25 protein-coding genes are annotated in these 24,726 nt (G+C 58.4%); 10 read left to right on the top strand and 15 right to left on the bottom strand.

Annotated elements, in window-relative coordinates; all coding sequences use genetic code 11:
* Positions 1-188: 188 nt before the first annotated feature.
* Positions 189-851, top strand: coding sequence for a PAQR family membrane homeostasis protein TrhA (gene trhA, locus ABQU90_RS19420; RefSeq protein ID WP_323520859.1), 663 nt, complete (start codon positions 189-191; stop codon positions 849-851).
* 499 nt (positions 852-1,350) lie between these two features.
* Here trhA and ABQU90_RS19415 read toward each other — a convergent pair whose 3' ends face one another.
* Both ABQU90_RS19415 and ABQU90_RS19410 read right to left on the bottom strand, forming a co-directional pair.
* Positions 1,351-2,250, bottom strand: a complete 900-nt coding sequence (locus tag ABQU90_RS19415) for an SDR family NAD(P)-dependent oxidoreductase (RefSeq protein WP_115552427.1) — start codon at positions 2,248-2,250, stop codon at positions 1,351-1,353.
* A 58-nt stretch (positions 2,251-2,308) separates the two neighbouring features.
* Complete coding sequence (locus ABQU90_RS19410) at positions 2,309-3,046, bottom strand: SDR family oxidoreductase (protein ID WP_323520860.1); 738 nt, start codon at positions 3,044-3,046, stop codon at positions 2,309-2,311.
* Between the two features lie 125 nt (positions 3,047-3,171).
* Between ABQU90_RS19410 and ABQU90_RS19405 the strand changes: the two genes are divergently transcribed.
* Complete coding sequence (locus tag ABQU90_RS19405; RefSeq protein WP_323520861.1) at positions 3,172-4,083, top strand: LysR family transcriptional regulator; 912 nt, start codon at positions 3,172-3,174, stop codon at positions 4,081-4,083.
* 221 nt (positions 4,084-4,304) lie between these two features.
* Here the strand turns inward: ABQU90_RS19405 and ABQU90_RS19400 are convergent, their stop codons facing one another.
* Entirely contained in the window at positions 4,305-5,381 is a 1,077-nt protein-coding gene (locus ABQU90_RS19400) for an ATP-grasp fold amidoligase family protein (protein WP_407078746.1), read from the bottom strand.
* A 481-nt stretch (positions 5,382-5,862) separates the two neighbouring features.
* Here ABQU90_RS19400 and ABQU90_RS19395 point away from each other — a divergent pair, with 481 nt between their 5' ends.
* Together ABQU90_RS19395 and ABQU90_RS19390 are read left to right on the top strand one after the other, a co-directional pair.
* Positions 5,863-6,516 (top strand): glutathione S-transferase family protein, encoded by a 654-nt coding sequence (locus ABQU90_RS19395; protein ID WP_323520863.1) that lies wholly within the window; start codon positions 5,863-5,865, stop codon positions 6,514-6,516.
* Between the two features lie 131 nt (positions 6,517-6,647).
* A complete protein-coding gene (locus ABQU90_RS19390; protein WP_323520864.1) occupies positions 6,648-7,361 on the top strand; it encodes a hypothetical protein in 714 nt (237 codons plus the stop codon).
* 75 nt (positions 7,362-7,436) lie between these two features.
* Here ABQU90_RS19390 and ABQU90_RS19385 read toward each other — a convergent pair whose 3' ends face one another.
* Complete coding sequence (locus ABQU90_RS19385) at positions 7,437-8,033, bottom strand: NAD(P)H-dependent oxidoreductase (protein WP_323520865.1); 597 nt, start codon at positions 8,031-8,033, stop codon at positions 7,437-7,439.
* 182 nt (positions 8,034-8,215) lie between these two features.
* Entirely contained in the window at positions 8,216-8,542 is a 327-nt protein-coding gene (locus tag ABQU90_RS19380; RefSeq protein ID WP_323520866.1) for a nuclear transport factor 2 family protein, read from the bottom strand.
* Positions 8,543-8,630: 88 nt separating this feature from the next.
* Here ABQU90_RS19380 and ABQU90_RS19375 point away from each other — a divergent pair, with 88 nt between their 5' ends.
* The 5 genes from ABQU90_RS19375 to ABQU90_RS19355 all read left to right on the top strand — a co-directional run bounded on the left by ABQU90_RS19375 (position 8,631) and on the right by ABQU90_RS19355 (position 13,475).
* Positions 8,631-8,978 (top strand): winged helix-turn-helix transcriptional regulator, encoded by a 348-nt coding sequence (locus ABQU90_RS19375; RefSeq protein ID WP_323520867.1) that lies wholly within the window; start codon positions 8,631-8,633, stop codon positions 8,976-8,978.
* Between the two features lie 350 nt (positions 8,979-9,328).
* Positions 9,329-9,682, top strand: a complete 354-nt coding sequence (locus tag ABQU90_RS19370) for a restriction endonuclease (RefSeq protein WP_323520868.1) — start codon at positions 9,329-9,331, stop codon at positions 9,680-9,682.
* A complete protein-coding gene (locus ABQU90_RS19365) occupies positions 9,679-10,554 on the top strand; it encodes a phosphoribosyltransferase-like protein (protein ID WP_323520869.1) in 876 nt (291 codons plus the stop codon). The genes ABQU90_RS19370 and ABQU90_RS19365 overlap by 4 nt, the downstream gene beginning before the upstream one ends.
* 4 nt (positions 10,555-10,558) lie before the next feature.
* Entirely contained in the window at positions 10,559-12,529 is a 1,971-nt protein-coding gene (locus tag ABQU90_RS19360; RefSeq protein WP_323520870.1) for an ORC-CDC6 family AAA ATPase, read from the top strand.
* The gene (locus tag ABQU90_RS19355) at positions 12,489-13,475 is read left to right on the top strand and encodes a hypothetical protein (protein ID WP_349780854.1); all 987 of its coding nucleotides are present in this window, start codon (positions 12,489-12,491) and stop codon (positions 13,473-13,475) included. The genes ABQU90_RS19360 and ABQU90_RS19355 overlap by 41 nt, the downstream gene beginning before the upstream one ends.
* Here the strand turns inward: ABQU90_RS19355 and ABQU90_RS22840 are convergent.
* The 8 genes from ABQU90_RS22840 to ABQU90_RS19320 all read right to left on the bottom strand — a co-directional run bounded on the left by ABQU90_RS22840 (position 13,465) and on the right by ABQU90_RS19320 (position 21,270).
* Positions 13,465-14,577 carry a methyltransferase gene (locus ABQU90_RS22840; RefSeq protein ID WP_407078747.1) on the bottom strand — a complete coding sequence of 371 codons (1,113 nt, stop codon included), beginning with the start codon at positions 14,575-14,577 and terminating at the stop codon, positions 13,465-13,467. The genes ABQU90_RS19355 and ABQU90_RS22840 overlap by 11 nt on opposite strands.
* A 359-nt stretch (positions 14,578-14,936) precedes the next feature.
* On the bottom strand, positions 14,937-16,385 hold the full coding sequence (locus ABQU90_RS19350) for an XVIPCD domain-containing protein (protein WP_323520872.1): 1,449 nt from the start codon (positions 16,383-16,385) through the stop codon (positions 14,937-14,939).
* A complete protein-coding gene (locus tag ABQU90_RS19345) occupies positions 16,382-17,101 on the bottom strand; it encodes a hypothetical protein (RefSeq protein ID WP_323520873.1) in 720 nt (239 codons plus the stop codon). Before ABQU90_RS19345 ends, ABQU90_RS19350 begins: the two co-directional genes overlap by 4 nt.
* A gap of 60 nt (positions 17,102-17,161) precedes the next feature.
* Positions 17,162-17,383, bottom strand: coding sequence for an XAC0095 family protein (locus ABQU90_RS19340; protein WP_323520874.1), 222 nt, complete (start codon positions 17,381-17,383; stop codon positions 17,162-17,164).
* Between the two features lie 389 nt (positions 17,384-17,772).
* The gene (locus ABQU90_RS19335; RefSeq protein ID WP_323520875.1) at positions 17,773-19,668 is read right to left on the bottom strand and encodes an XVIPCD domain-containing protein; all 1,896 of its coding nucleotides are present in this window, start codon (positions 19,666-19,668) and stop codon (positions 17,773-17,775) included.
* Between the two features lie 20 nt (positions 19,669-19,688).
* Positions 19,689-20,342 (bottom strand): hypothetical protein, encoded by a 654-nt coding sequence (locus tag ABQU90_RS19330; RefSeq protein ID WP_323520876.1) that lies wholly within the window; start codon positions 20,340-20,342, stop codon positions 19,689-19,691.
* A 9-nt stretch (positions 20,343-20,351) separates the two neighbouring features.
* On the bottom strand, positions 20,352-20,723 hold the full coding sequence (locus ABQU90_RS19325) for a hypothetical protein (RefSeq protein WP_323520877.1): 372 nt from the start codon (positions 20,721-20,723) through the stop codon (positions 20,352-20,354).
* Between the two features lie 16 nt (positions 20,724-20,739).
* Positions 20,740-21,270: a hypothetical protein gene (locus ABQU90_RS19320; protein WP_323520878.1), complete on the bottom strand. Its 531-nt coding sequence runs from the start codon at positions 21,268-21,270 to the stop codon at positions 20,740-20,742.
* 779 nt (positions 21,271-22,049) lie between these two features.
* On the opposite strand from ABQU90_RS19320, the gene ABQU90_RS19315 reads away from it, so the two are divergent.
* On the top strand, positions 22,050-22,589 hold the full coding sequence (locus ABQU90_RS19315) for a hypothetical protein (RefSeq protein WP_323520879.1): 540 nt from the start codon (positions 22,050-22,052) through the stop codon (positions 22,587-22,589).
* Between the two features lie 6 nt (positions 22,590-22,595).
* Here the strand turns inward: ABQU90_RS19315 and ABQU90_RS19310 are convergent, their stop codons facing one another.
* Both ABQU90_RS19310 and ABQU90_RS19305 read right to left on the bottom strand, forming a co-directional pair.
* Positions 22,596-23,042, bottom strand: a complete 447-nt coding sequence (locus ABQU90_RS19310) for a hypothetical protein (protein WP_323520880.1) — start codon at positions 23,040-23,042, stop codon at positions 22,596-22,598.
* Positions 23,043-23,281: 239 nt separating this feature from the next.
* A complete protein-coding gene (locus ABQU90_RS19305) occupies positions 23,282-24,463 on the bottom strand; it encodes an MFS transporter (RefSeq protein WP_323520881.1) in 1,182 nt (393 codons plus the stop codon).
* Between the last annotated feature and the right edge of the window lie 263 nt (positions 24,464-24,726).

Raw genomic sequence — 24,726 nt, 5'->3', positions numbered from 1 at the left:
GAGATTCCACGTCCTGATCAAGTCCATCGTCGTGGTCGTCCGGGCAGAGAAGCGTGTGTCCGTCAAACCAGCGCGCAACCGCCCAGCCTGCCTCACTGAGCGGATTCAGCAAGCGGGTATCCTGTTGCCCCCACCGCGTCACGCCGACGCTGCACGCTGCTGGGCGCCCTCCCCCTCGAAGACCCGCCGTGTCCGTGCCCCCCCGCGCCATTGCCCCGCACTACAAAACCCCTGCTGCCCGCCGTGCCGATGTGATCGTGCATGCCGCCGGCCTGTTCCTGTCCGTCGTCGGCGGCATCTGGATGGTGTGGCGCGCCCACGCCAACCAGACCATGTTGCTGGCCACCTGCGTGTATGCGCTGGGCCTGTTGACCATGTTCGCCTGCTCGGCGGCGTACAACTTCGCCCCGCCGCTGCGCCAACCGATGCTGCGCAAGTTCGACCATGCCGGCATCTTCGTGATGATTGCCGGCTCGTACACGCCGTTCTTTCTGGTCGCGCTCGATGGCAGCTGGCGCTGGGCCATGATCCTGACGGTCTGGAGCGTGGCCTTGTTCGGGGTGTTCGCCAAGCTCTGCCTGCCCGGCATCGCCAAGGGCTTCTGGGTGGCGATCTACCTGCTGCTGGGCTGGGCCGGAATCGTGGTGGTCGACCAGATGATCGCCGGCCTGGACAGCGCCGTGCTCTGGCTCATCGTTGCCGGCGGCGCGTTCTATACCGTGGGCGTGACGTTCTACGTGCGCAAATCCCTGGTCTACAACCGCGCCATCTGGCACGCCCACGTGCTGGGCGGGGCGTTGTCGCATTGGTATGCGATCTGGCTGTGCCTGCGCCCGTTGGGTGGGGTGTAGCGTGCTGTCGTTGTCGTTGTCGTTGTCGTCGACCAGTCGCGTCTGCCTGCCTGCTCGATAGCATCGACATGTCATGGATCTGTCGATCGCCTTACGACGTCGGCTTCCAATCAGAGCGCGCAGGGACCAGTGCAAGGGTTCGCTGCAGGAAGCCATCAGGCCAACCAGGGCCAAGGCCAGAGGATGCGCAACGAACCGATGAACAACAGCGACGTCCTTGTAAGCGTTGAGGAAACACACCAAGTCTGGATTGGCGCATTGGAGCGCACCCGGGCGCGATCCGACGTCAGGCCTGCATGGCCGAACGCCAGTCCGCGCAAGCGCCAGCTCACTGCAGCGCTGCAGCAAGGATGCCGGCGTGGTGCGAGCACCATCACCACGCCGGCACCCCAACCAGCAACACTGCCGCGCGCAGTTGCATCTGCGCACTCAGCGCACTCAGCGCACTCAGCGCAACAGAGCATAGCCGGCAGGCGCTCCCAACCCCTGCCGCATCCCATCACCTCACTACGCGTGGTGCCAGCAGATCGCCCAATCCCACACGGTGCAGCATCTCTGCACGCAGGCGATCGAGTACGCCAAAGCCCACATCGGCGCCATCACCGGCCGGGTCGATATGCACGCGGAAGGGGCGCTTGCCGAATGACGTATCCACCACCCGCACGATGGCCTGAGCCACCTCGGCCACGTCTGCATCCTCCGGTACGATCCGCGCAAACGCCTGCTGCACCTGTTCGCCAAACCCTGCATACGGGCCTGCCTCGTACGCAGCTGCGCGTGCGGCATCATCCGGGGCACCGGCACGGGCAAAGTGATTGGTGCCCTTGGTAAAGGCACCGGGCACGATGATCGAGGTCTCGATGCCCCAGCGCGCCAGCTCGCGCGCGTACTGCACCGCCAGCGCATCCATCGCCGCCTTCGCCGCGAAGTAGGGTGCCAGATACGGCGGCGTGCCGCCTGCCGAGCTGCTGCTGGACACCCACACCAGCAGGCCTTGCTGCTGTGCTCGCAACTGCGGCAACGCCGCGCGGTTCACCCGCTGCGTCCCCAGCACATTGATGTCGTAGACCTGCGCCAGCTGCTCGGCAGTGAACGCTTCGGCCGGGCCGAACACCATGTGCCCGGCATTGTGCACCACCACGTCCAACCCGCCTGCGTTGGCCACGATGGAAGCCACCGCCGCGTCGGCCGACGCCTGCGATTGCACGTCCAGCTCGACGGCATGCAAGGCCAGCTGCCGCGTACCTGCCAAGTCGGCGATCTCCTGCGCAACACCGGCATTGCGGCCGGCGGTATCGCGCATGGAGGCGTAGACGGTGTGGCCGGCGGCTGCCAGTGCTTCGGCAGTCAGTCGTCCGAATCCACTGGACGCGCCAGTGACCAGAATGCGTTTGCTCATGTCATTGCTCCTTGATGGGAAAGCCAGCAGCGTGCGCAATGCGGCGTGCCACAGCGGCTCAGACCATGCCGCCGTTGGCGCGCAGCACCTGCCCATTGATCCAGCCGCCATCGGGGCCAGCCAAAAACGCCACCGCCGCAGCGATATCTTCCGGACTGCCAAGGCGTTCCAGCGGGTTGGCCTTGGACAAGCGTTCGATCAGCTCCGGCGGTTTGCCGTCCAGGAACAGCGCCGTGGCTGTGGGCCCCGGCGCCACCGCGTTGACGGTGATCGCGCGACCGCGCAATTCCTTGGACAAGATCGCCGTCAGCGTTTCTACCGCCGCCTTGGTGGCTGCATACACGCCATAGGTTTCCAGCTTCAGCCCCACCACGCTGGTGGATAGGTTGATGATGCGGCCGCCATCGCGCAGCCGCCGTGCGGCCTGGCGTAGCGTGTTGAAAGTGCCTTTCAAATTGATCGCGATGTGCTTGTCGAACAACGCGTCATCGCTGTCTGACAGCGTGGCCAGCTGCATGATGCCGGCGTTGTTGACCAGCACATCCACACCGCCAAAAGCGGACTCGGCCGAATCGAATAGGCTCGCCACCGCGGCCGCGTCGCTGACATCGGCCTGCGCGGTGATGGCATGGCCGCCGGCCGCCTCGATGCTGTGCGCCAGTTGTTCGGCATCGGCAGCGTGGCCTGCATAGTTGATTACCACCGTGAAACCATCGCCGGCCAGGCGCTGGGCAATGGCGGCGCCAATACCGCGTGAGGCACCGGTAACCAACGCGACCTTGTGTTGCTGCGTCATGGGAAGTTCTCCGTCAAAGCCGCGGGCTGCGGCGTTGCGAAACTATCCAACGCAATGACACGGCGATAATCACACTAGAATGCACAGCACTGTTTCCAGCGCCCGAACAGTGGGCAGAGGGTGCAATGGATCGGTTCGCTGCAATGCGCTTGTTTGTGCGCATCGTGGAGCGCCGCAGCTTCACCGCGGCCGCCAACGACATGGACATTCCGCGCTCCACCGCCACCAAGGTCATCGCCGAGATGGAAGCGCGTCTGGGCGTGCGCCTGTTACAACGCACCACGCGGGTGGTGCGGCCAACGCTCGATGGCGAGCTCTTCCATCAACGCTGCGTGCGCATCCTCGACGACATCGACGATGCCGAAGGCGGCTTCCGTGGTGTGGCACCCAAAGGGCTGCTGCGGGTGGAGGTGCAGGGCACGCTGGCGCGTCACTTTTTGCTGCCCGGGATGCCGGCGTTCTTTGCGCAATACCCACAGATCCAGCTGGCGATGAGCGAGAGCGACCGCTGGGTGGATCTGGTGGAGGAAGGCATCGACTGCGTGCTGCGCTACGGCCCGCTGCGCGACAGCGAACTGGTCGCGCGTCGCGTTGCCGTGCTCGAACGCCTGACCTGTGCCACGCCGGAGTACCTGCTGCGTTTCGGCACGCCCACGCAGCTCGATGCGCTGCACGCGCACCGCATGGTTGGCCTGCGCTCCATCACCACCGGCGTGATCACCCCGCTGGAGTTTCAGACCGCGCAAGGACTGCGTACGTTCGCGCCACCCAGCCTGTTCACCGTCACCGGCACAGAGAGTTATCTGGCCGGCATCCGCCTGGGCCTGGGGATTGCACAGGTGCCGCGCTTCCATGTGGCCCACGACCTGCAACAGGGCACGCTGGTGGAAATCCTGCGCGATACACCGCCACCGTCTAACCCGGTGTCGCTGCTGTATTCCCGCGCCCGCCAACTGTCGCCACGGGTGCGTGTGTTTCTGGACTGGGCCGCTGGCGAGTTTGCCAAACATGCAGGCGTGGCCCAGCCGATCGGGTAGGCACGCCTGCGGTGCCCGGTATTGCGGATACAGCGCGGCGGCGATCGCATGATCGATCGAATCCTCGGCATCGCGTGCGTTCCGCGCGTGCTGCCGCAATGCGCACAGCAGCACATCACTAACCACCACCCGCAACGCTTGTGCATGGCGCACCGAAACGCTGCAGGCATCGCTGGTGCGCTGTATCGTCATCGCAACGGTGCTGCGGCTGCGGTCATGCCTCACCGCACCGGCACCCGCATACCCATGCCATATGCCGGCAATCGCGCTTCCACCGGTGCGCGCCGCTGCACCCACATATCGCCCATCATCCGGTCCAGCCCGCGGTCCAGGCCGGTGACCATGCCGGCGCCGGGAGTGAAGGTGAGTTCGCCGAAATACACCTGCCCCTGCTGGATATACCAATCCACGCGCACGTAATCGAAGTCGCTCGCCAGCACCTTGCTCAATTCCAGCGCCTGCTCCAGCAGCGCCGGTGCGCATGGCGGTGAGCGGCCGTCGTCGCGGATGCGGTGGAACGGCGTGTGCAGGTTGTCCACAAAGAACGTCATCGACAGCTTGGGCGTGTCGAAGCGGCCGTAGATCACCTGCAGCACGTACTGAAACCGGCCATCCGGCTGCCGGAACATATGGAACTTGTAATCCACCGGCACCTGCTGCGCGTCGCCGATGTATTGCTCCACCAGAATGCGCGGCGGGATGTTGTGGTAATGGATCTCGCGCTCCATGTCGGAGAAGTCGGTGCGCAGCCAGTCCTTGCAACGCGCCACGATGCGCTGCCGCTGCGCCGCGTCCGGCTCATCGCGCACCACTTCCACCATGCTCGCGCCGTGATTGGCCTTGATCACCGTCTGCTCCCAGCGCGGCAGGCGCAGCAGATCGTCGGGGTTGGCGCTGTCCAGCAGCATCGGAATCAGATGCGCCTGGCCGATCCGCGCCGCCACATACGGCCGCACTGCCACCTTGTCGGCCAGGCGCTGATACAGCGGGTAATCGCCGTGCACGCATTTGCGGTACAGCACTTTTTCGTTGAAGCAGGTGGGGTGGTACAGATTGGGCAGCCGCCCGAACGTGTTCAAGAAATACAGCCGGTCCTGATGCCGCCAGGGCAGCGTCCGCACCAGGCGGCGCGCGCTTTTACGCAACAGGCGCTTGAGGGTGAGGCTGTCTGGCCGGGGCGCGGGTGGCAGGCGACCCGGCGGGGCATTGCCAAATGGTGTTGCCACGCTGCGGAAAAACCCGGCCCATGCATGCCCTGCAGCACCTCGCGTCCCCATAGGCTGCGTCTGCAAACCCAGTCCCTGATCGATCATGACGACTCTCCTTTCCGGCTATAAATGTGCGTTCCGTCACACAAGTGTGTGATGTTGAGCACGGTATAACGGGTAAGTGAGACGAGGATGGCAAAACGTCTCAATCGGCCTGATTACGCAAAGGCGCAGGCGCTTTACGCCTAAAAACACCCCGCCAACCGGGCAACCGGGCGCGACCGTTGTGCAGTGCAAAACGATTCGGGCGGGCCGTGCCGTGCCTGCGGTCGGCGCTGTCAGCGGGCGTTGGCTGGTCGGGCACTTGCTGCCGCCGCCAGGCCGAGGGCACCTGCCACGGCCATACCAACGCGTAGGGATGCGGCGCTTGCCGCGACCTGTGCGGCGCCAGCGCAGGCGAGACAGACAACCGATCCACGCGTCATCGAGGCGAGTCACTGCCCGCAGCGGCCGCGCGTCTCTCCGGCGTACGCTAGGCCCTCAGCCGCCGGCCACACGGAGTCTTTCGACCATGACGATCACCATCACCGCGTTCGAGCGCTCGCCCGACGGCGGCAAGGGGCTGGTGCGCGACACCCGTGTGCGTTGGGCGTTGGAAGAAGTGGGCCAACCCTACGCGGTGCGCCTGCTGCCGTTCCGTGCGATCAAGGAACCGGCGCACCTGGCCATCCACCCGTTCGGCCAGATCCCCACCTTCGAGCAGGATGGCTTGGCCTTGTTCGAAACCGGCGCCATCGTGCTGCACATCGCCCAGCACCATGCTGGCTTGCTGTCGCACGACGACAACGCCCGTGCCCGTGCCATCGCCTGGATGTTTGCCGCCCTCAACACCGTCGAGCCGCCGATGCTGGAACTGGGCAACGCCCTGCTGCTGGAAGCCGACAAGCCCTGGATGGCAGAGCGCTTGCCGCTGCTGCAAAAACGCATCAACCGCCGCCTGCAGCATCTGAGCGCCCATCTGCGCGACAGCACCTGGCTGGAAGGCGACTTCAGCGCCGGCGACCTGCTGATGATCTCCGTGCTCATCCGCATCAAACTCACCGGCCTGCTGGACGCCTTCCCCAACCTGCAGGCCTACGTCGCCCGTGGCGAAAGCCGGCCGGCGTATCAACGCGCGTTTGCTGCGCAATGGGCGATCAATGGCGACGGTGGCGCACCGGCCTGATCGCAGGCAGCGTGGCTGCATCGGTCTTGACCACGCAATCGCTGCACGCCAAGGTGCGCATTCGTCAGTAACGCGCAATGGCGGCGATGATGGGTAACTGCCGTCGTCACTGCATCCACAAGGAGAGTGAGATGAAACCGACCGGCATCCTGTTCGCGGCAATCGTTGCAGTGGCCTTGGCCGGCTGCGCACGCGCACAGCAACACACCCAAGCCGATGCCGCATCAACCGCCAGTGCGCTCGGCCGCAACGCAGCCACGGCCAACCGCACTGCCGCTTCAAACAACCCAACACCAATATCGGTTGCCCATCCAGCTGCAACCGGCGCCGACACAGCGCAGTACCTGTGCGAGCGCGGTGCACACACGTGCCCAATCAGCAGCCCGTTGGTGGCCAACTCCCAGGCAGAAGCGCAGTGGCTGCTGACCCACGGCTACCCCTCGCACGCCGAACGCGCGCGACTGGACCGCATGGACCTGGCCCAGCTAAAGGCCGAATCGCAAGCAGGCAACAAAGCCGCAACGGTGCTCTACGGCACCAAGACTGCAGTGAGCGGCCGCTTCTACCCAGGCCTGGAGATCTTGAGCAAGGCCGCAGCCACCGGAAACCTGTACGCCTACTACGGCCTGGCCGAGGTCTACGCCAGCGACACCGAGCACAAAAATCTGGTGGATAGCGCGGCGTACCTGCGCCTGGCCTACCTGTTGGGCGATGGCAAGGCGTCGTCGGCCATCGCCGCGAAAGGGCTGAGCAGCATCGAAAACGTCGTCGCAGACGAGCGCGCCGCAGGGCTGTACCAGACTTACGCCAAGAACCGGCAACCGTCTCCGCGGCCGTTTGAATAACCCGCTGCGGCGGCAGACACATCGGCTATTGACCACTTGGCTGCAGGATCGCAGCACGCCGCTCTGCAACATTCGCTACACGCTCTCAGCAAACACCCGCTCACCCACCGCCCGCGCGGTGGCAAAGTGCGATTGCGGGAATGCGGGGTCCGGCACTGTCAGCAACTCCGTGGTGCGCACCGGCGCGCCGCAAAAATCGAAGATGCCGTGATTGATCTGCGTCTTCATCGCGCCGAAGTAGCCGTGCCGTGCATAGGTGCGCTCATCCGCACCGCCGATCGCCACCACATGCACGCCAAGACGCCCAAGCTTCTTGACGATCTTGCCGTTGGCGTCTTCATCGAACGCCCAGCCCAGCGTAAACACGCGGTCGATCCAGCCCTTGAGCAGCGCCGGAAGCGACCACCAGTAAATCGGGAACACCAGCACCAATGCATCCGCGCGATCCAGCCGCGCCTGCTCGGCCGCCACATCGGGCGGCGCTCCGGCCTGCCCCGAAAACAGCGCTACATCGGCCTGCGTAAAGCGCGGGTCGAAGCCTTCCTGCGCCAGGTCGGCCACTTCAAATGTATGTGCCCCGCCTGAGGCCAGCAGCGCTTCGCTAATCTGCGCGGCCACCGCGTGTGTGTGCGAGCGCTGCTCGGGATGGGCAACAACGATAAGGGCATGCATCAGCTGGCTGGCTCCAAAAGAGAGAGAGGTTGTAGAAGATGATCGCCACTGCCGGTGATCACGCACGCGACAGCGCATCCATCGCGCAGTGGTAGCGCTCGTCATGGCGAAACGCAGTACCGACTGCTGTGGCAGCAGGGCACCCGGCACGTGCTAACGGCGCAACACGCCGGCATGCCTAGTCAATGAATCTGCAACGCCGCAATCTTGCCGCCCACCAACTGAAACACATGCTCCAGCTGCAGCGGGCTCTGCGGGAAATCGCCGGACACCTGTGCAGTGACGCGCACCTGCTCGCCCTGGGTGTGCGCGCCAAGCGGCACCGCGCGATACGGCGTGGTGGCCTGCGTCTGTGCCAGCCACGCCGAAATGGCGGCAGCGCCACGGTGCTCGCGGCGCTCATCGTGCACCACCGCATCAATGGCAAGGTGCGGCAACAGCTCGGTGGCATCGCCGGCGTTGCTGGCGGCAAAGAAGCAGGCAATGGCGTGGGGCAGGGCAAGCGACATGGCAGCGATGTCTGGTGGAAACGGTATGCCATGATCGGAAGCGGCATCACCCGACGCAAGAACGCACGCAAAGGTAAGTCACGCACCCATGGGAAAGCCGCACACTCCGGACACCGCCGCATGCGATGTCGAAGCCCTGCTCAAACTGATTGAAGGCCGTTGGAAACTGCTGCTGCTGTTCCACCTGTTCGACGGCAAAGTGCAGCGCTACTCGGATCTGGAGCGGCTGATTCCCGCCATCTCGCAGAAGATGCTCGCCCAACAGCTGCGCCTGCTTGAACGCGACGGCCTGGTGCTCCGCACCGTGTACGCGCAGGTGCCGCTACAGGTGGACTACCGCCTCACGCCATGGGGCCAGGCCCTATGCCCCGCACTGGATGCCATGCTCACCTGGGGCCAGGCGCGGCAGCTGTTGCCCGAACCGTCGCCGCAGTGATGGGCTTGGCACACTGCTGTGGCCCGCCGGCCTTAAAACATCATGCACACAGCACTAAGCATGACACCGCTGGCACAAAATGTTGGGTACCCACAGACAAAACTGCTACACAACGGTAGTGTGCAGACTGGAACGGGGGCTTCATGCATGAGACCCAGATGGGGAAGTACCGGATTGACAGCCACGCGGTCATTACCATCGCCGCTTGGTCTCGCTGTGGGCGCTGGCGCTTTTTTCGCCATCCGTAACAGCATGCCATGGCTCCTGTCGCACCAAAACGGCCCACTCACACAAGGCTTAATCAAGGCATCAGTGCAGTGTTCGCGGCCATCGCATGGACGGTGCTAGGCATGTACTTGCTTGCCGCGCCCGCTTCGTTTATCGGCAACTACCAGCGCCGCAGACTGCTGGAAACCCACACCACGCTAAAGAGCTTGGCCGCTAACGGTTGGCGCCAGTTCGAACTTCTGGTGGGCGAAGCCTTCCGCCGCCAAGGCTGCGCCGTGCAAGAAACCGACCTGAGCGGCCCCGACGGCGGTATCGACCTCATCTTATGTAGAGAAGGCCACCGCACGCATGTGCAAGGCAAACAACTGAAGCAGCAGCATGTGTGCACCAGCATCGTGCGCGAGTTTTTCTCACTAAAGCTGGCACTTAACTGCAACGATAGCAAAATAGCGAATGTGACTAAGGAGGGGCCTTGATAGTTCCGGAAAACGCTTTGCAGACTGCTCAGTCAACGCATGATCGAACCAAGCAACTATGCGCGTTGAATCTTTTGCCGATACCTTCCGTCCGGCTCGAGGGATGGCTAGCGCAATTCGTTACGCCGGAGGAACGTTTTTTTGCAAGCGCTGTTCTCAAGCAACTTATTTTCCGAACTGATTCGCAGTTTGACTCGTCGATTGCTTCGATCTTCTATGGTGAGCTAAACAGGGCATGTTTCCCTGAAGAACACGATGGACATCTCGCGTTGATATTGAGAGAGCGGCGAGATTGCGGTATATGCCTTGTGCCGGTGATAAGGGATAGTGACCCGCCAACGAAATCTGGTCCTTTAGTTCTTAGGCGTGTCCAGAAGGCGCTGGGATTAGCAGCTACGCATTTTTACTGGCCGTGGGTAGTACCAGTGGAAGCAAAAACAATCATCTTCATTGATGACATCCTAGGTTCTGGCACACAGTTTATTAAATTCCTTAAGCGTTGGAAGTTTCAGGAAAGAGCTGGCGTCAAGCTTATTTATGCTCCAGCGGTGGCACATGAAGCCGGAATTAAAGCAGTAAGGGATGAAGCAAATTACGTTAAAGTCATAACGGCTGAGAAGCTAAGCGGCAATCATGGATTTTTCTCAGAACAAGTTTGGAAGCGTCTTGCCTCGAATACCATATCAGCGAAGGATGCAGAGGCCTGGTATCTAGATTTTGCCGCCGCCAGAAACTTAATTCCATCGGTCGGAGCTCTGGGCTCAGGCGGTCTAGCGCTAACTATCGGCTTCGAACACGGAACACCCAATAATTCTCTGCCACTGCTTTGGTATGGAGCACGTGGTGCTTGGGTCCCCCTTCTAGAGCGATGATATAATGCAACCAATCCCTGAGGCTTTCTCCAAAAATCGTAGTGAAGAGCATGCCGATGATAATTGGGCCTCGTTCATTGTTCCGCCGTTCTATAATAGCCTTACAATAAAGCAGCAAACAAAAGCTTTCGTTATAGTTGGCGGGCGTGGGTGTGGGAAGACCACTCTTCTAAAGTACCTTTGCTATCCGAGTCAGTTCTCTGTGCGCCGGCCATTGCTGGGAGAGAATGATCTGCAGCATATAGGACTCTACTGGCGGGCAGATACTAATTTTCTTAATTCCTTTGCTGGTGCTGGGCTAGATGATGCAACTTGGCGATCCGCATTTGAGCATCTTCTCTCATGTGAATTAGGTGCTGAGATTATTCGAGCCATTCTTCTTCTGAATACAAGTGCATTGCGTAACAGCATCTTCGGAAGAATTGATAATGTTGATCTAAGCGCACTTCTTGATTTTGATCCAGAACTAGGGGTCAAGCCCCAAGAATTGCTCAAGTCGCTGGTTCAACGGCAACGTAGATTAGCCATGTGGATAAACAACCTTGATAGCGTACAGCGCCCATTGATGCTTCCAGGTACCGTGTTCCTCTTGGAGCTCGTGAAAACATTGCGTGATCAATTGCCTTACCTTTCATCCTCGACTTTTGCTGTTTTCGTCGATGAGTACGAGAACATGAGGGTTGAACAACAGAAGTTGATCAACGGCCTGCTGAAGCACGGAAAAGCTCCATTGCTTTTTAACATAGCGATGAAGCGTAATGCATGGATGACCCGCGAAACCTTGGGCAACGAGTCAATTGAGGCTATCAGCGACTACAATGAGATTGATATTGAAAAAAAGCTAGAAAAGGGGTTCGATAAATTCGCCGCGGAGCTATTACTTTTTCGACTTGCAGAGCACCGTCAGGATTTAGCGGCATTGCTTCCTATTTCCCCAGAAGTGCTAAGGGAGCCCGACAAGCTCGTTCTGCGTTATGGCCCAGAAGCCGATGATTATGGTCGAAGCGTAATTCTAGCGGCTGAACGGATGCTACCCCGCGTAAATGAAAGTGAAGCAGCGGTCCGGATTATGTCTACTCCGCAACTACGAGCTATATTGCGCGAACGAGTGGTGGAAGCACTGAACACCCGTGGTAGCAGTCTTGACGTGGACTCCTTTTTGGATGATTTGCATCCTGAGGCATCCGTCATTATGCCAGCGCTTTTATTACGAGACCGGGAAGATCCTCATAAAATCCTAGAGGAACTCTTGCATCTACGGAAAGGAGGGAATGGGCGATTCTCGTCTGGTAGCGATCTAATTGGCAACAATCTCTTTGGATGCGTGAATCAAATCTATATAGGGCGCAGAAATTCGATTCTTTTCTCTGGCTTCGATGCTGTAGTTCTAATAGCTAAGCACAACATTCGCCATCTACTTGAGTTGGTTCATCGAATCTTCCTGAAGTATCACGAAGAATATCCAGTGGAAGAGTCGACGCTACCTGTAGTTGATGCTGAGATCCAAGCTGCAGCGATGCGAGAAGCTAGCGAGACAGTGCTGAAAAAGATCAATGGGAGAGGAACATATGGCCCCCAACTTTACACGCTCGTTGAAACGCTCGGATCAGTTTTTCGTGCACGACATAGGCAGAAACGGCAGAGTGAGCCAGAGATTAATCATTTTACTGTTGCTCGAGGAAATCTTACGGACTCTCTCAGAATCTATCTGACTGAAGCAGAAAAATGGTCAGCGCTGTACCTCGTTCCTCAGACAAAAATGAAAGACGAGGGCGTATACGGCGTTGATTACGTATTAAATCCTATATTTTCACCACATTTTCAAATTTCTTTTAGAAAAAAAAGAAGTATTACTATCAGTTTTGAGCAATTGCAGATAATGTTTGAAGGCACGCAAGAGGCGCGGGCTCAGCTAGTAAAAGAGCTGGGTGCACGTGGAACGCAACAAATGGGCGATCTGTTCGAAGGAGCTTAGTGTGGCTGACGAAGGGAAATTGCTCTTTCACTCCAAGGTCGAGGCTGAGTGCCCATCTCTCAAGTCCTATGAAATTGCTTTCGTTGGGAAACCTGTCGATGACAGAGGTATTGCTGCTTGCAAGGCGGTAGCAGGCTCATGCACTACTGTTCATAAGTTCGAGGTCGACGTCTATAATTCAACTTACAAGATTGATGGAGTGATTAAGCATCCGCCGGAGATAGCAAAAATAATTCGTGACTCAAATGCAAATCACGTTCTCCTGGAGGCGACGACGCTTGGTCTTGCTGAGCTTCTCGTCTTACTCAGGGTGCTACACACCGCAGGATTGGACAGTGTTAAGATTCTCTATGTCGAGCCTGCTGAATACACGGCCTCTCGTTCTCGCGAGGAGGCTAGTGATCAGGAAGAATATAAGCTGTCACTCAATCAGAAATTCTGTGGCGTGCACGGTTTTATGCATCAGTACGACGAAAGAAGCCGAAACAATCATGTCTTTTTTGTCGGTTTTGAAGCTGGTCGCGTTCTCAACGCGTTCGAACAGAGAAACTATGAAAAGAATGGCCCAACTTCTTTCGCAATTATCGCGGGCGTGCCAGCCTTCATCCCGGGTTGGGAGCTAGCTACAATAGACGCGCATCTGCCTGCTTTAGAAGATCTTGGTGTTACTGCCGGCGGCATCTATTACGCTGAAGCGAGCAGCATTCGGGACGCATATAGAATGCTTTGGCGGCTATACTCCTCTTCTGCTAGCGAGCATTCAATTTTCTACGTATCTCCCTTGGGTACCAAACCGCACGCAATTGGCGCAGCATTATTCTTACTCGAAACACGCCAAGGTGATCGGGCGACCTCTTTATTCTACGATCACCCGCAGCGAGTGAGCGGCCGAAGCAGCGGAGTCGGCTCATGGCATCTAGTTAACGTGTCAGGCTTCATCTCTTAATATTAACTGGCATGTTAAGTAAAGCGTCAATAGTCAGATACTTGGCACAGCTGCCCAGGGCATTTGCCAGCCGCCACTCCACGCCGAAGTTACTCGAAAGTGTGTCCCATACAAGGGATCTGTGCTTATCCGGTGCTGCCAATCTGTAAACACAATCCGTGAAAAGCCCCGCTCCCCTGATAACTCGAGCGTGTCGGTCTAGGCAGCGTGTTCCAACTCTCGGTAAAAGAATATCTCCCGTACACGCTATATTGTAACCAGAGCGTGCGCCCTTTAATGTGATGCTGGTTCGAGGAGATTCGAAACTAGATGTATGAAAAGCACTGAATCCCAAATCTCTATACTGAGCCTGTGAGCGGCTGCCGCGACGCAAGACACAGCCAATCGAGCCTAAAGTGCTGGTAAGTAGGCTTGTGTCTAATTGAAGACTCCGCAGGGCTAGATGATAGTTAATATCTAAGCTGACGATTGCATCTTCAAGGCTAACTTCGATTTCGTTGTAAACATCGCCCTTCATATCTACGCTCTGCAGAACCACTCCCCGTTGTCTACATACTGCTCTCTGTCCAGTCAATGCGAACGCACTAACCTCGACACCAGGAAATGCCGCATTTGGTAAGCGTGTAGCTATCGCACCGCGAAGCCTAGACAGCAGGTACGCGCGAAAGGAGCGAAATGCAGGGTCGGTCATTATGGGACTTGCAGTGATGAAACCTACAGTGGTGCCTATCTTTGTTAGAGACCAAGCCTTAGCAACGAACGCTGCATCTGTCCTTGTCCACCCTCCCGTTGAAGGAGCTTTCAGTCCGAAACTATTGAGATCTTCGGTTATCTCCTTGTATAGCCTACTGTGGCCGAAGGGAGGGTTAGAGAGAACAACCGAAGGATCACGCAGATTTTTGCCCGGTATTGCTAAAGCGTCTGCCTCAAGCACTTCTACGTGCTTTAGCTCCATTAAGTGCAGCTCCCGAATACGCTCTGGATCTATTTCTACCATTTGAGCTCGCGCCAAAGGTCGAGCTCGGAAAGCTGCTGCGGTCAAAGCACCTCTACCCGCGCCTAAGTCTAGAACCTGAGGTTTGTTGCCCAAAGTTCCCCCCATGTTAGCAATTAAGCGATCCGCTAAACACGGCGGAGTAAAAATCTGACCTAAGCTATCCGCTTGGTCACGGTAAGCTCGATACTTATTCCAGGGAGAGTTTCGAATGCTCAAGCTCTATGTCCATTACCGTGCGAGGACGGCCGAGATTGGAGTATAGCTGGTTGCGGGGATTTAAGTGATATTGCCGACATCGGCCCTAATCATGTTAGGTGCCGTGACTCCAGTAAGGTATGAAGACGATCTGTGACTCCTGGTGTTGTTAAATCATCCGATCTCAGTAGCCGCCAAGTAAATTGAACTGTATTTTTGTCAGAACTGTACGCGGGGGTATGTAAAAATTTAAACCGGATATTTTCTCGCTATAAATTCGGAGCTAGACCACGCTGTTGTGGTTCTTGTGAACGCTGCTGCTCCAACGACTGTTCCTGCACACGCTCCTGCGTCAAGCGCTGGTTTACCGTCTCCAATTGGGCAAAGCTCTCTTGCACAGGTCGCTGGGCTGCTTCAGCCGTCGGCATGTTCGCTCGAAGTTTGGCCGGGTCCTGCGGCTCGCCTTGTACGACGAACAAATTCTGGGCGGCAGGCGAGTCCTTGGTCTTCTCGCTAAGTAATACATGGTCCACTCGGGTGAAGCCATTGTCCTTGGCCAAAGTCAGCAAGCTGGCCGTCATCCGTTCACTGGTTGCATCGAAGGTGCGGCCATTGGCGGCGTCCAGCTGCCCAACCTTGCTGCGAATCTGTTGATGCATCGCGTGGTCTGGATGACCTGCGTCGGCAGGTGTCAGTGAGGGGTCAGGCGCAGCTGGCGTCGCAAGGTTTGGCGTGCTGTTGCTGCGTGCACCGGTTTCCTTGAGCTGGACCATGCCATAGCCGTCCTTGCCCAGATCGACAAGGGTGAAGGTCGATGCCGACCCTAGATCCAGCCCGTTGCGTTCCAACTGCCTTGGGTCCAGGCCGAGCGACTTCAGGTCGACGCGAACTTCCGGAGGCTGCCGATCGTGAGCCAGATGGTCGTAGTTCTTCGCGATGTGGCTGATCGCACTGACACCGTAGTAGTTGCGGTAATCGGAATCTCCATGCGGCCCGAGCGTACCTTTACTGTCGTAGAAGCACTGCTCTACGGCACGGGTCAGCGGCTTCCCGCGCGCTTGGTCATGTGTCGTCAGCGCCTCGTAGGTAAGACCTTCGGCAAACGCTGGGGGTGTCACGTGCTTATCTACGCAGCGAGTGACAGAGCGGTCCAGCAGCATGCCCTCGGCATCCTGTGCGGAGATGCGGGGGTTTTCGTGCTTGATGCGACTGTTGAGTGCTCTTAGCGCCGAGATTTCTGCCAAGGCCTCGTCTTGCCGCGTCTTGTCCAGATAAACACGCGTCGGCTCTGTGAGGTCTACCTGACTCTCTCGCTGCGCGTGGGCGTCTTGCATCTTGTCGCCCATGGTCCTGCCGAACTCAGTCAGCGCGTTGGCCCGATGTTCCGCCAGCACGCCATGCATCGTCTCGTGGCCCAATACTTCTGTGAGGTGGTCGGTCCGTGCACGGCCTTGCCAATCCTGAAAAAGCGATCCACTGATGTTGAGCGTGCCTGCCTTGCCATCCTTGCCGTCTTGAAAGTGGCCCGCATTCTGTTGGCCATGGGAGACGGCGATGGCACCAATCTGCCCGTTCTCGATCGCATTTCCCAACAGATTAGATAGATACGGCGATTCGGAGATGGCTTGCCGAATGGAAGCCTCAGCCTCCTTGGGAAGGCTGGGGTCTTTCCTCATCTGCAAGAGCAATGGCTCAATCCGTAGGTCAACAGGTGTCACGCATCACCTCCATCAATTTGTACGCCATACACACACTCGCGGCTTGCGCCGTTAGCCGTAGTCTCGTAAATCAGCAAGGCAACCGAGAAGCCTTGCGCACCATTGTGGATGGCGCGCCAATGTTGCCGAAGAGTGCCGCCCTGGAATGGGCGCTGCCCACCGCGCTTGTAACCCATGGCCCCAAGCTTTGCAGAAAAATCAGCAGCATCCCAAACGCATGTGGCAGCCAGGATCCGCGTAGGGTCTTGCTTGTCTGGTAAGCCGATCAGGAGGTTGATAAAGGAAAACCCCTTTTTCTCCGGGCTGTGCGACACATACAACGTATAGCCGTTCGCCAGAGGAAGGCTCCTCAGCACACGCCGTGACACCGCAAGATCCTTCGGCGGGTCGAATTTGATGCCAAGCATTTCCTCCACCCGCTTGTGGCTCATGTCGCCGGGTTGTTCAAGCGACGCTGCAAATCTCAAAAGCCCGGCTTCAATCTGCTGGATGTCGAGAGCGGCATTCTTCGTTACGGTGGTTGGCGCAGAACGTGCTGCGGGTGTGGGCGATGGAGCAGCAGGCAGATCGCTCGCTTTCTCAGACGGCCGAGTGCACGCGATCGAAAGCACCGAGGTAAGTGCCAAGCAAAGCAGCAGCATGAATGAGCGAAAGCTAGTCATAGTTGTCTTGTATGCCGGCGCGGCGCGCTGATACAAGCCAAGGTACTCGCCCACGTCCAAACCGGCCAGCCTATCGGCTGCTGAGCCGACACGCTGACCGAGACAAGCGCAGCTTTAGGGGGCGTTGCTCAATTCCCCAAGCACATCGTCCACTTGCTCGGCCAGGTGTTGCAGGCAGTGCGCCCATTGCTGCAGTGGAATCGCCGGTGTACCCAACGTGCCTTCGTCGCGCGAGCGCGGTGTGGCCAGAATGGAGAGCAGGCGCAGTTGATCGCGCACGCGCAGCAGGTGGTATTGCGTGCCTTCGGACATCCAGTAGCCGGGTTCGTTGTGCATGCCGCTCCCCTTGCCGTGAGGCAGCTCCCGCTGCACAACGCAGCGGGATGCCGGGAGGCTAGAAACCGCAGACAGCCGGCGGGCTTATTCCCCTTGCGGGTGTTGTATTCGCCGCCCTCCCGGCGCAAGAACGCCGAGCCATGCCAAGCCAGATGGCCGAGCACAAAAAACCCACCAAATTCTCGGAGGTGGGTGCCGCTGTCTGTGTAGAGTTTCTAGGCTCCGCGTCGGAGTGTGCGGGGGCCGGTTGGCAGGGTCAAGCGTGCTGTCTGGCGAGGTCTCCTCACCCGCCATGGTCACTGCTTATCGGTGCTTACTCGCGCCTGCTCTAGGGTTGCCAGAGATGCTTATGAGCTCAAACATTCGACAGGCCGTGGTGACCTGAAGCGCTACCGCGTGTGCACGCCTTGGCTCGGCTCACTCATCCCTCGCGCCAGCTCCTGCTGTTGGGCAAGTGCTCGTTCCTGGGCGATGGTCTGATTGGCGGCCAGCAGCTTCTGGTCAGACTGTTCGACCGGCGTACGGATCGCCTGATCGATGTCCACATGCACGCGCTTGTGCGCAGGGTCATCCAGCCGCCCCTCCACCGCAAACACGTTGCCCGTCTTGCCCATCACTACATGGTCCACGCGACTCAGCGCATTGTCTGCCAGCGACCGGTCGCCGGTACCCGGATAGGCATCGCGGTTGTCCTTGCAAACGGCCAACAGACTGCGGCTAACGCGCTCGCTCATCTCATCGTAGGGCTTGCCCACCCTTTCATCGATCTTGCGGACGCCATTGCGGATCTGCTCCAGCATGGTGTGGTCGGGGTGTGCGGGATCGTCTGGGCCACGCGGGCCGGCTGCCGCAGGTATGCTGGGTACCACGGGCACATAGGTGTGGTCCTGCGACGGACGCACGCTGCCATCTTGGGTGTGATCGAAATGGTGCAAGGTGGGCGGCGCGGTGCTGCTGTCGTGATACGGAAACGGCGTCTTGTTTGCGCCTCGGTCCAGGCCTTCGTTTTCGATAAGGTGTTCCTTCAAGCCCAACGCCGCCATATCGATGGTCACCTTCGGGCGGGCACCTTGATACAGCACGTTCGCCTTATCTTCGGCCTGCAGGATTTGCTCCACGGCCCAAGTGCCGTAGTAGTTGGGGTAGTCCGCAGTGGGCTGCAGTTGCCCGGCTTGATTGCGGTGCTCGCCAATACCCACCGGGCGTTGACCTGGCTGTGCGTAAAGCGGTGAAGGCCGATCAAAATAATGCTGCCCCATCGCCGCGATGTTTCCCGACGTCTGTGAAAGGCTGCCGTCTTGGTTGAAGGCGAGGTTCGGCTTCGCTATCGCTCCTGCTGGATTCGCAGGATCCCTTGATATGAAGTCCATCTGCCTCGTGGTTCGGGCGGCCATCATCAAGTCCAAGCCGTTTGCAGCGGGATTAAGCTGTTTCTCGCGGCTCAGCAAAGCATTCCAACCCGCAATCTCTGCCTTTGCCTCGTCCTCCCGCCCCGCCTGAATGTACGCCGCCAGCTCATCGGTATAGTCGTGTACCGGGCCGGCGACCTTGGCTTGACGATCAACATCAGCTAAGAATTGTGCTGTCGCTTGATTCTTAGCCTTGTGATTAGAGCTGTGTTGTATTTCATGGCCCAAGACGAATGTGAGATCTTGTGGGTTGAAGCGCCCGCCCGGAGTAGAGGGCGATGCCGATTGCAGCCCAATCGTTGGTAGGTTCATGACCTTTTGGTTTCCGTCATACGTCCCTCCCGCAGCTACGTCAGGCCCAACGAACCCAAAGCCTTCAAGTTGAGCTCTTTGCGGCTTACTCTTATCGGATGTATCGATAGTCGTAGCCGCTTTCTTGATTTCGTCAGCAAGATAGGGCGATTTGTTGATACTCGACTGAAGATTGTCGAGCATATCCTGAGTGACAGGATGATAGTTCCTGGCTGAGTCCTGATAGGTACTGTGTGCGAATGACACCGACATCTGTTGAACCTGCAAGACGCTTTTCAAATCGGCTGTTGCCGTGGTACCAGATGGCTGCAAGCTTGCCGCAGGTAGCGTAATGACCCCACTCTGCTTATCGTAGGTTCCTGCCAAATTCGGCTGCGGGTTATTCGCAGCTTGCACAGCAAAACCACGAAGCTGCCCGGCCTGCGCTTGCTGTTCAAACTGAGCTAGCAACTTGGAATCGGAAGCTAGCGCATTGCGGAGCTGTGTTACTTGGTCCCCACTGACGCCTTGCCCAGCAGAGAACTGTGAGAGCGCGGCTTCTAGCTGTGGGCTTGGCTTCGCCATGTATTATTCTCCTGAGTGACCTAGCGCCCGTTCAATGTGCCAACCGACTTGACACAAAGTTGCGTGGGTTCGCGGCCATTCAAATTTTGAGGAATTACTGATATGACGATATTCCCCCCGGCACCATTTTTAGATAGCTTTGTATAGCGCCAATCTTCTAACTGACCAATCGGACCGTACGTGGGCGACGCATCAAAACCCATTGCTCGGAGCGCTTTGTCGTAATGATTGAAATCCAGCCCGCAAATCGCAGACATGTTTGCCATATCATCTGCACTGTTTTGAAATGTCAGATCGACCCCTTTTAACAAAGAAGGGGATTCAGGCACGTAAGTAAAGGCATATCGCCACCCATCTGCCAGCTCGACGCTCCAGTATCCCACCGCCAGTTTTCCTGGGTCTGGCTTCTTAAGCGTGATTCCCATGACTTCCCGAATGCGTTCAGGACTTAGGTCATCACGAGAGTCCAGCCCCTCGATCAGCTTCAAGAACCGATTGCCGATCTCCTCAACGCTTAGCGTAATTTTGTCGGCCGTGACGGCCTCAGGCAAGGTCATGTCAGCGTGCTCCTTCGCAAGCGGCTTCAAGGGTTGGGGGGCTGTATGAGTGCAAGCGCCCAATGCAGGCACAAGGAGTGCGGTCAGGAAGAGCAGGGCGACTCGGGAGAAGCGCATCAGCGGATCCTAAGAGATGAATTGTTGAGCATAGAAGGCTGGGTAAGGATTAGCTACCAAGCCGGCATGAAGTCCTCGCAGTTGCAAACTCATGAGCCTGTTGCTGCCGCCGTAAGTACCTTCAGCCGCTACACCAAGCCTTAGGAAGCCAAAGTCCTCAAACTGTGCTCTCCCCTGGCTATACGGGTACGATTGATCGATCTGAGCCGCAGAATTTTTAAGCTCGTTGGCTAAAAACGGTGAGGCATTGATGGTTGACCGCCGATTGCCTGTCATATCTTTTGCAAGCGCACCACGCAACTGGGCAACTTGATACTGGCTTACACCAGAACCAGCAAACTGGGCTAACGCCGCTTCAAGTTGTGGATTCGGAGTTGCCATCAGCATCCATCCTTGATTAATTCAATGTACCAACTGATTTGACGCAGAGCCTACCAGGCGAACCAGGTATCTGGTTCTGTGGAACCATCGAGATAATAATATCGTTCCCACTCCCATCCTTCGCAAACTTGGAAAGCCGCCAACTTTGCAATTGACCTATTTCACCGTATATAGGCGAATCGATGAATCCGGCGGTTATCAGAGAATTCTTGTAATTCTCGAAATCAACGCAATTGCTTTCTAGGCTGGAATAGTCATCACCTTCGTTAATGAAGGATAGGCTTATTCCCTGCTTCAGAGAGGGAGACTCGGGGATGAGCTCTAATGAGTAGCTCCAGCCACTGCCAAGCGCCTGGCCATATATATATGACTCAAGATTTTCGGAAGGGAAGGAAACTTTTCTTAGAGACACCCCGGTGACTTCGAGTATCCGCTCAACGGTCAGATCTTTTCTGGATTGCAAACCTTCTAGCAACTTCAAAAACTTTTCAGCGATCTCAAAAGCGCTAAGCGTGGGATTGACCATTGAGATCTCAGGCGTCGTCATTGCGCGTGGCTCTTCTGGAAGTCGCGAGGTTGGATTGGTAGTCGTATGCGCGCATGCACATAGCGAGCATATGCAGAGGACGAAGAATGAGACTAGCGCAACTTTGGTAGGCCTCATCAGCAATTCGTCCATACGGGCTAGTGATCATACTTTAGCAACTTGGCAGTGCCATCAGCTATCTCGCGTATCTAGTTCCTACTCATGAAATAGCTGCCTTTGGACGACATGATTTATCGAGTTATCGACGTGGAGTATGGAACTTGGAAAATGCCGACAAGGTGTGATCAGCATGAAGTTGATCTCGCGATGCGCTTGAGTTGCCAAACAGAGACGCTGTCGCCCAGGCAACCGCTTCACAACGTCCCGCAGAATGTTTGTGCGCCGCACACATCTGCTCCTATTTATGACCAACATCTTCGTCACAAAAAAGGTGGGAGATTGGCTCTCTTGGCTGACTCGCTCCGGGGCAGGTACAGCGACGTTAGTGATGCTAACTCTCGCTGTCAACACATACGTTCTCCGAAATCACATCGCTCACTCCAACGTCTATGCGCGCCACAGTGAAAGAAATGAGCAATTTACTGCGTGGCTGTCTTCGCCCACACTTCGCGCTCGCGCCGCTGCGCTGACTCTAGCGCTTTAACTACAAACAACGCGGCGAGGTTCACTTATCCACCCTGCTTACCTTGAGGTAGGATCACAGTCAGTTTCTTTCCGCCCGCCACGTCCTGACGAGCTGTTGGATATGGCACAAGGGTGCACTGATACCGAGAGTAGTCGTGAAAATTCTTAACTCGCTGTTGGATAGGCTGGACAGCATCAGTTCCTTTGCGATGCTCTGCGGAAACTCTGCACTGTGCGCCCTTGTACTGCTCGCACATGGGGGCGCCCTGCTGTTGGTGAGTACCGGCAAGGTGCCGGAGATGGCGCAGGAGATTGCGTTTGCCTATGTGTCTGTGCCTGCCGTGATCGTTGCGTTGGCATTCTCGGTGCTGGCCTTCATTCGCCGGGAAAAGCTTGGAACCGTGCTCAAAGTCCATGCTGTGATACTCATGGGCTTTGCTGCTTACATGCTTTATTTTGGCCTTGACGTAGTCGTCAATGGGGTGCCACGTGGCGACAGATTCAGCTGGGATCCCACTTTCTTCGCGGTTTTGCTGGGATATCCGTTCTTGCTGATCAAGCGGGCATTCCCGTGGTCAGGGTTTAACCGTACGCCACTGCGCTTAGCGCCGGTGCTAGCGGTGGGGATTTCATTTCTGATCAGCGCCACCGTTTCTTGGCGGATGTTGGCCTTGTTCAGAGCTGGCGGAGAATAGGTTCACCTATCCACCCTGACACCGCTGCCACCCACCCGCAGCAGCCGACACCTGCTCCCATCCATTGCGCAGCCGCTTCATGGCTTGCCCGCCTACGCATGCGTAACCCAGCTGTTTGGCCTCTGCCGTGCCAAGGCCCGGTAGCGCAATGATGGAATCCGACGGAGCGGGGCGCCCTTGGTTGCGCGCCTCGTTACGCAGCATCATGTTCTCGATGCCCTGGCAGTGACGCACCATGCCCGGATGCGGGTGCGCGCGATGCTGCTCGCAATTGAACGGCGTGGTGTCGCGCGCCATGGAGTTGTACGGTTGCCGCGTTGGCGGGATGTACTTGCTGTTCGTCTTGCCCGTGGCTGAGCGCATGCTCTGTGCCGGCGCGCCTTGTGCGCACGCGAGCATGCACAGCGCTGTCAGCGCCAGCGCGCCACGGCGCCCGATGGTGATCCTGTCCATGGTGTTCCCCCTGTCCGCGCCGATCCTAGCCCACGCGTTGCCGGCGTGGGTGGTTCAGTCCGCTTGGTACTCAGGGCCTGTCTCTGGCGCCTTTCGCCACGACGACGCAAGCATGCCGCTACGAAATATCGGCTACCTCAACCGTGTGCGCGACATCTAGCGCCACTTCTGCCGACTGCGATGCCCTTGCCGTGTAGGGCGTTGCGCCACACCGCGCGGCGCTCGCTTCTGGCATCACATCACGCTGAAGTTGCTGGCCGCTTGCGCCACAACGGCATCAGCGCCACCAACCCAAGCAACGGGCCCGGCAGTAATACCCACGCGATGTGCAGCCCCAGCGCGTCCACATACCGCGTGGTCACGCCGATCGCCACTACCGTGATCGCAAAGCCAATCGCGTTCTGCATCGACAACGCGCTGCCCACGATGGCAGGCGGGCACGCGCGTGCAGCCAATGCAGAAAACTGCGGCGAGTCCGCCACCACGCTGGCGCCCCACACCAGCATCAACGTCAGTGCCGCATAGCCCGACTGCGCACCCACCCACGGAAACGCCAGGCAACACAGTGCCGACATCAGCAACGCCACCGCTGCCACGCGCGCGCTGCCGATGCGCGCACTCAACTGCCCGCCCAACACGCAGCCCAACGCCCCTGCGGCAATCACCGCAAACGCCAGCGTTGCCGTGCTCAGCCCAAGCGCCTGTGCCAACCCGGCGCGGGTGATCAGCAGCGGCGTCAGCGTCCACATCGCATACAACTCCCACATGTGGCCGAAGTAGCCAAACGTGGCCGCGCGAAAGTCTTTCAGCGAAAACGCCTGCAACACCGCACCGAATGCCAGCTTGCCGCCCGCCCGTCGCGGGGCAGACGCAGCTTGCCCCAGGCGCAGGATCATCCCTGCCGCAATCACCGCCAGCACCGACGCCACCACCATCGGTGTCTGCCACGGCAACGCGCCGCCCACCGCCTTGATGCCCTGCGGCAACGCGGTGCCCAGCGTGAGCATGCCGACCAACCACGCCAGTGCCTTGCCCGCATGCTGCGGTGCCCACTGCACCACCAGCTTCATCCCGATCGGGTAGATGCCAGACAGGCACAACCCCACCGCAAAGCGCCACACCATCCCCGTGGTGACATCGCTGGCAAACACCGCAAAGCCCAGATTGCACGCAGCCCCGCCTACCGCGCAGCTGGCAAAGATGCGGCTGGCCGCAAACCGGTCGGCCAACCCGCTTAGCGCAAAGCTCAACGTACCGAGGATAAAACCGACCTGCGTGGCCATGGTCAGCAACCCGATGGCCGCCGCACCCACGCCCCACTGCCGCATCACGTCGTCGGCCGCGCTATTGGCCGAAAACCACAACGAGGTGCCCAGCAACTGCGCCACGATGATCACCACCAGCGCAGTGCTGGGTCGCATGGGTGCTGGTACGGCGTGTGTCATCGGATGCGCCTTATGGGTGCGCATCGCAATGTTGGTCGCGGACGCCGAGTTGAAGGTGAGTAATGCCTGGTGCTTACGGCTGCTGGCATGGCACGGGACCCAATCAGACGCGGTCGTGTAGTGGCGATGAGCTTACTGCAGGTGCCTGCCCGCTGCTCTCGCTCGCGAGTCGATTAGGTATGCCTGGACAGATGACGCGGCAGCACCCCAAAAGATGCCAGCGAAGCTCCTTTGATCGT

This window comes from Xanthomonas sp. WHRI 10207 (assembly GCF_040202975.1).
In the GTDB taxonomy this organism is placed as follows: domain Bacteria; phylum Pseudomonadota; class Gammaproteobacteria; order Xanthomonadales; family Xanthomonadaceae; genus Xanthomonas.
This window is presented reverse-complemented; position numbering and strand designations above follow the sequence as displayed.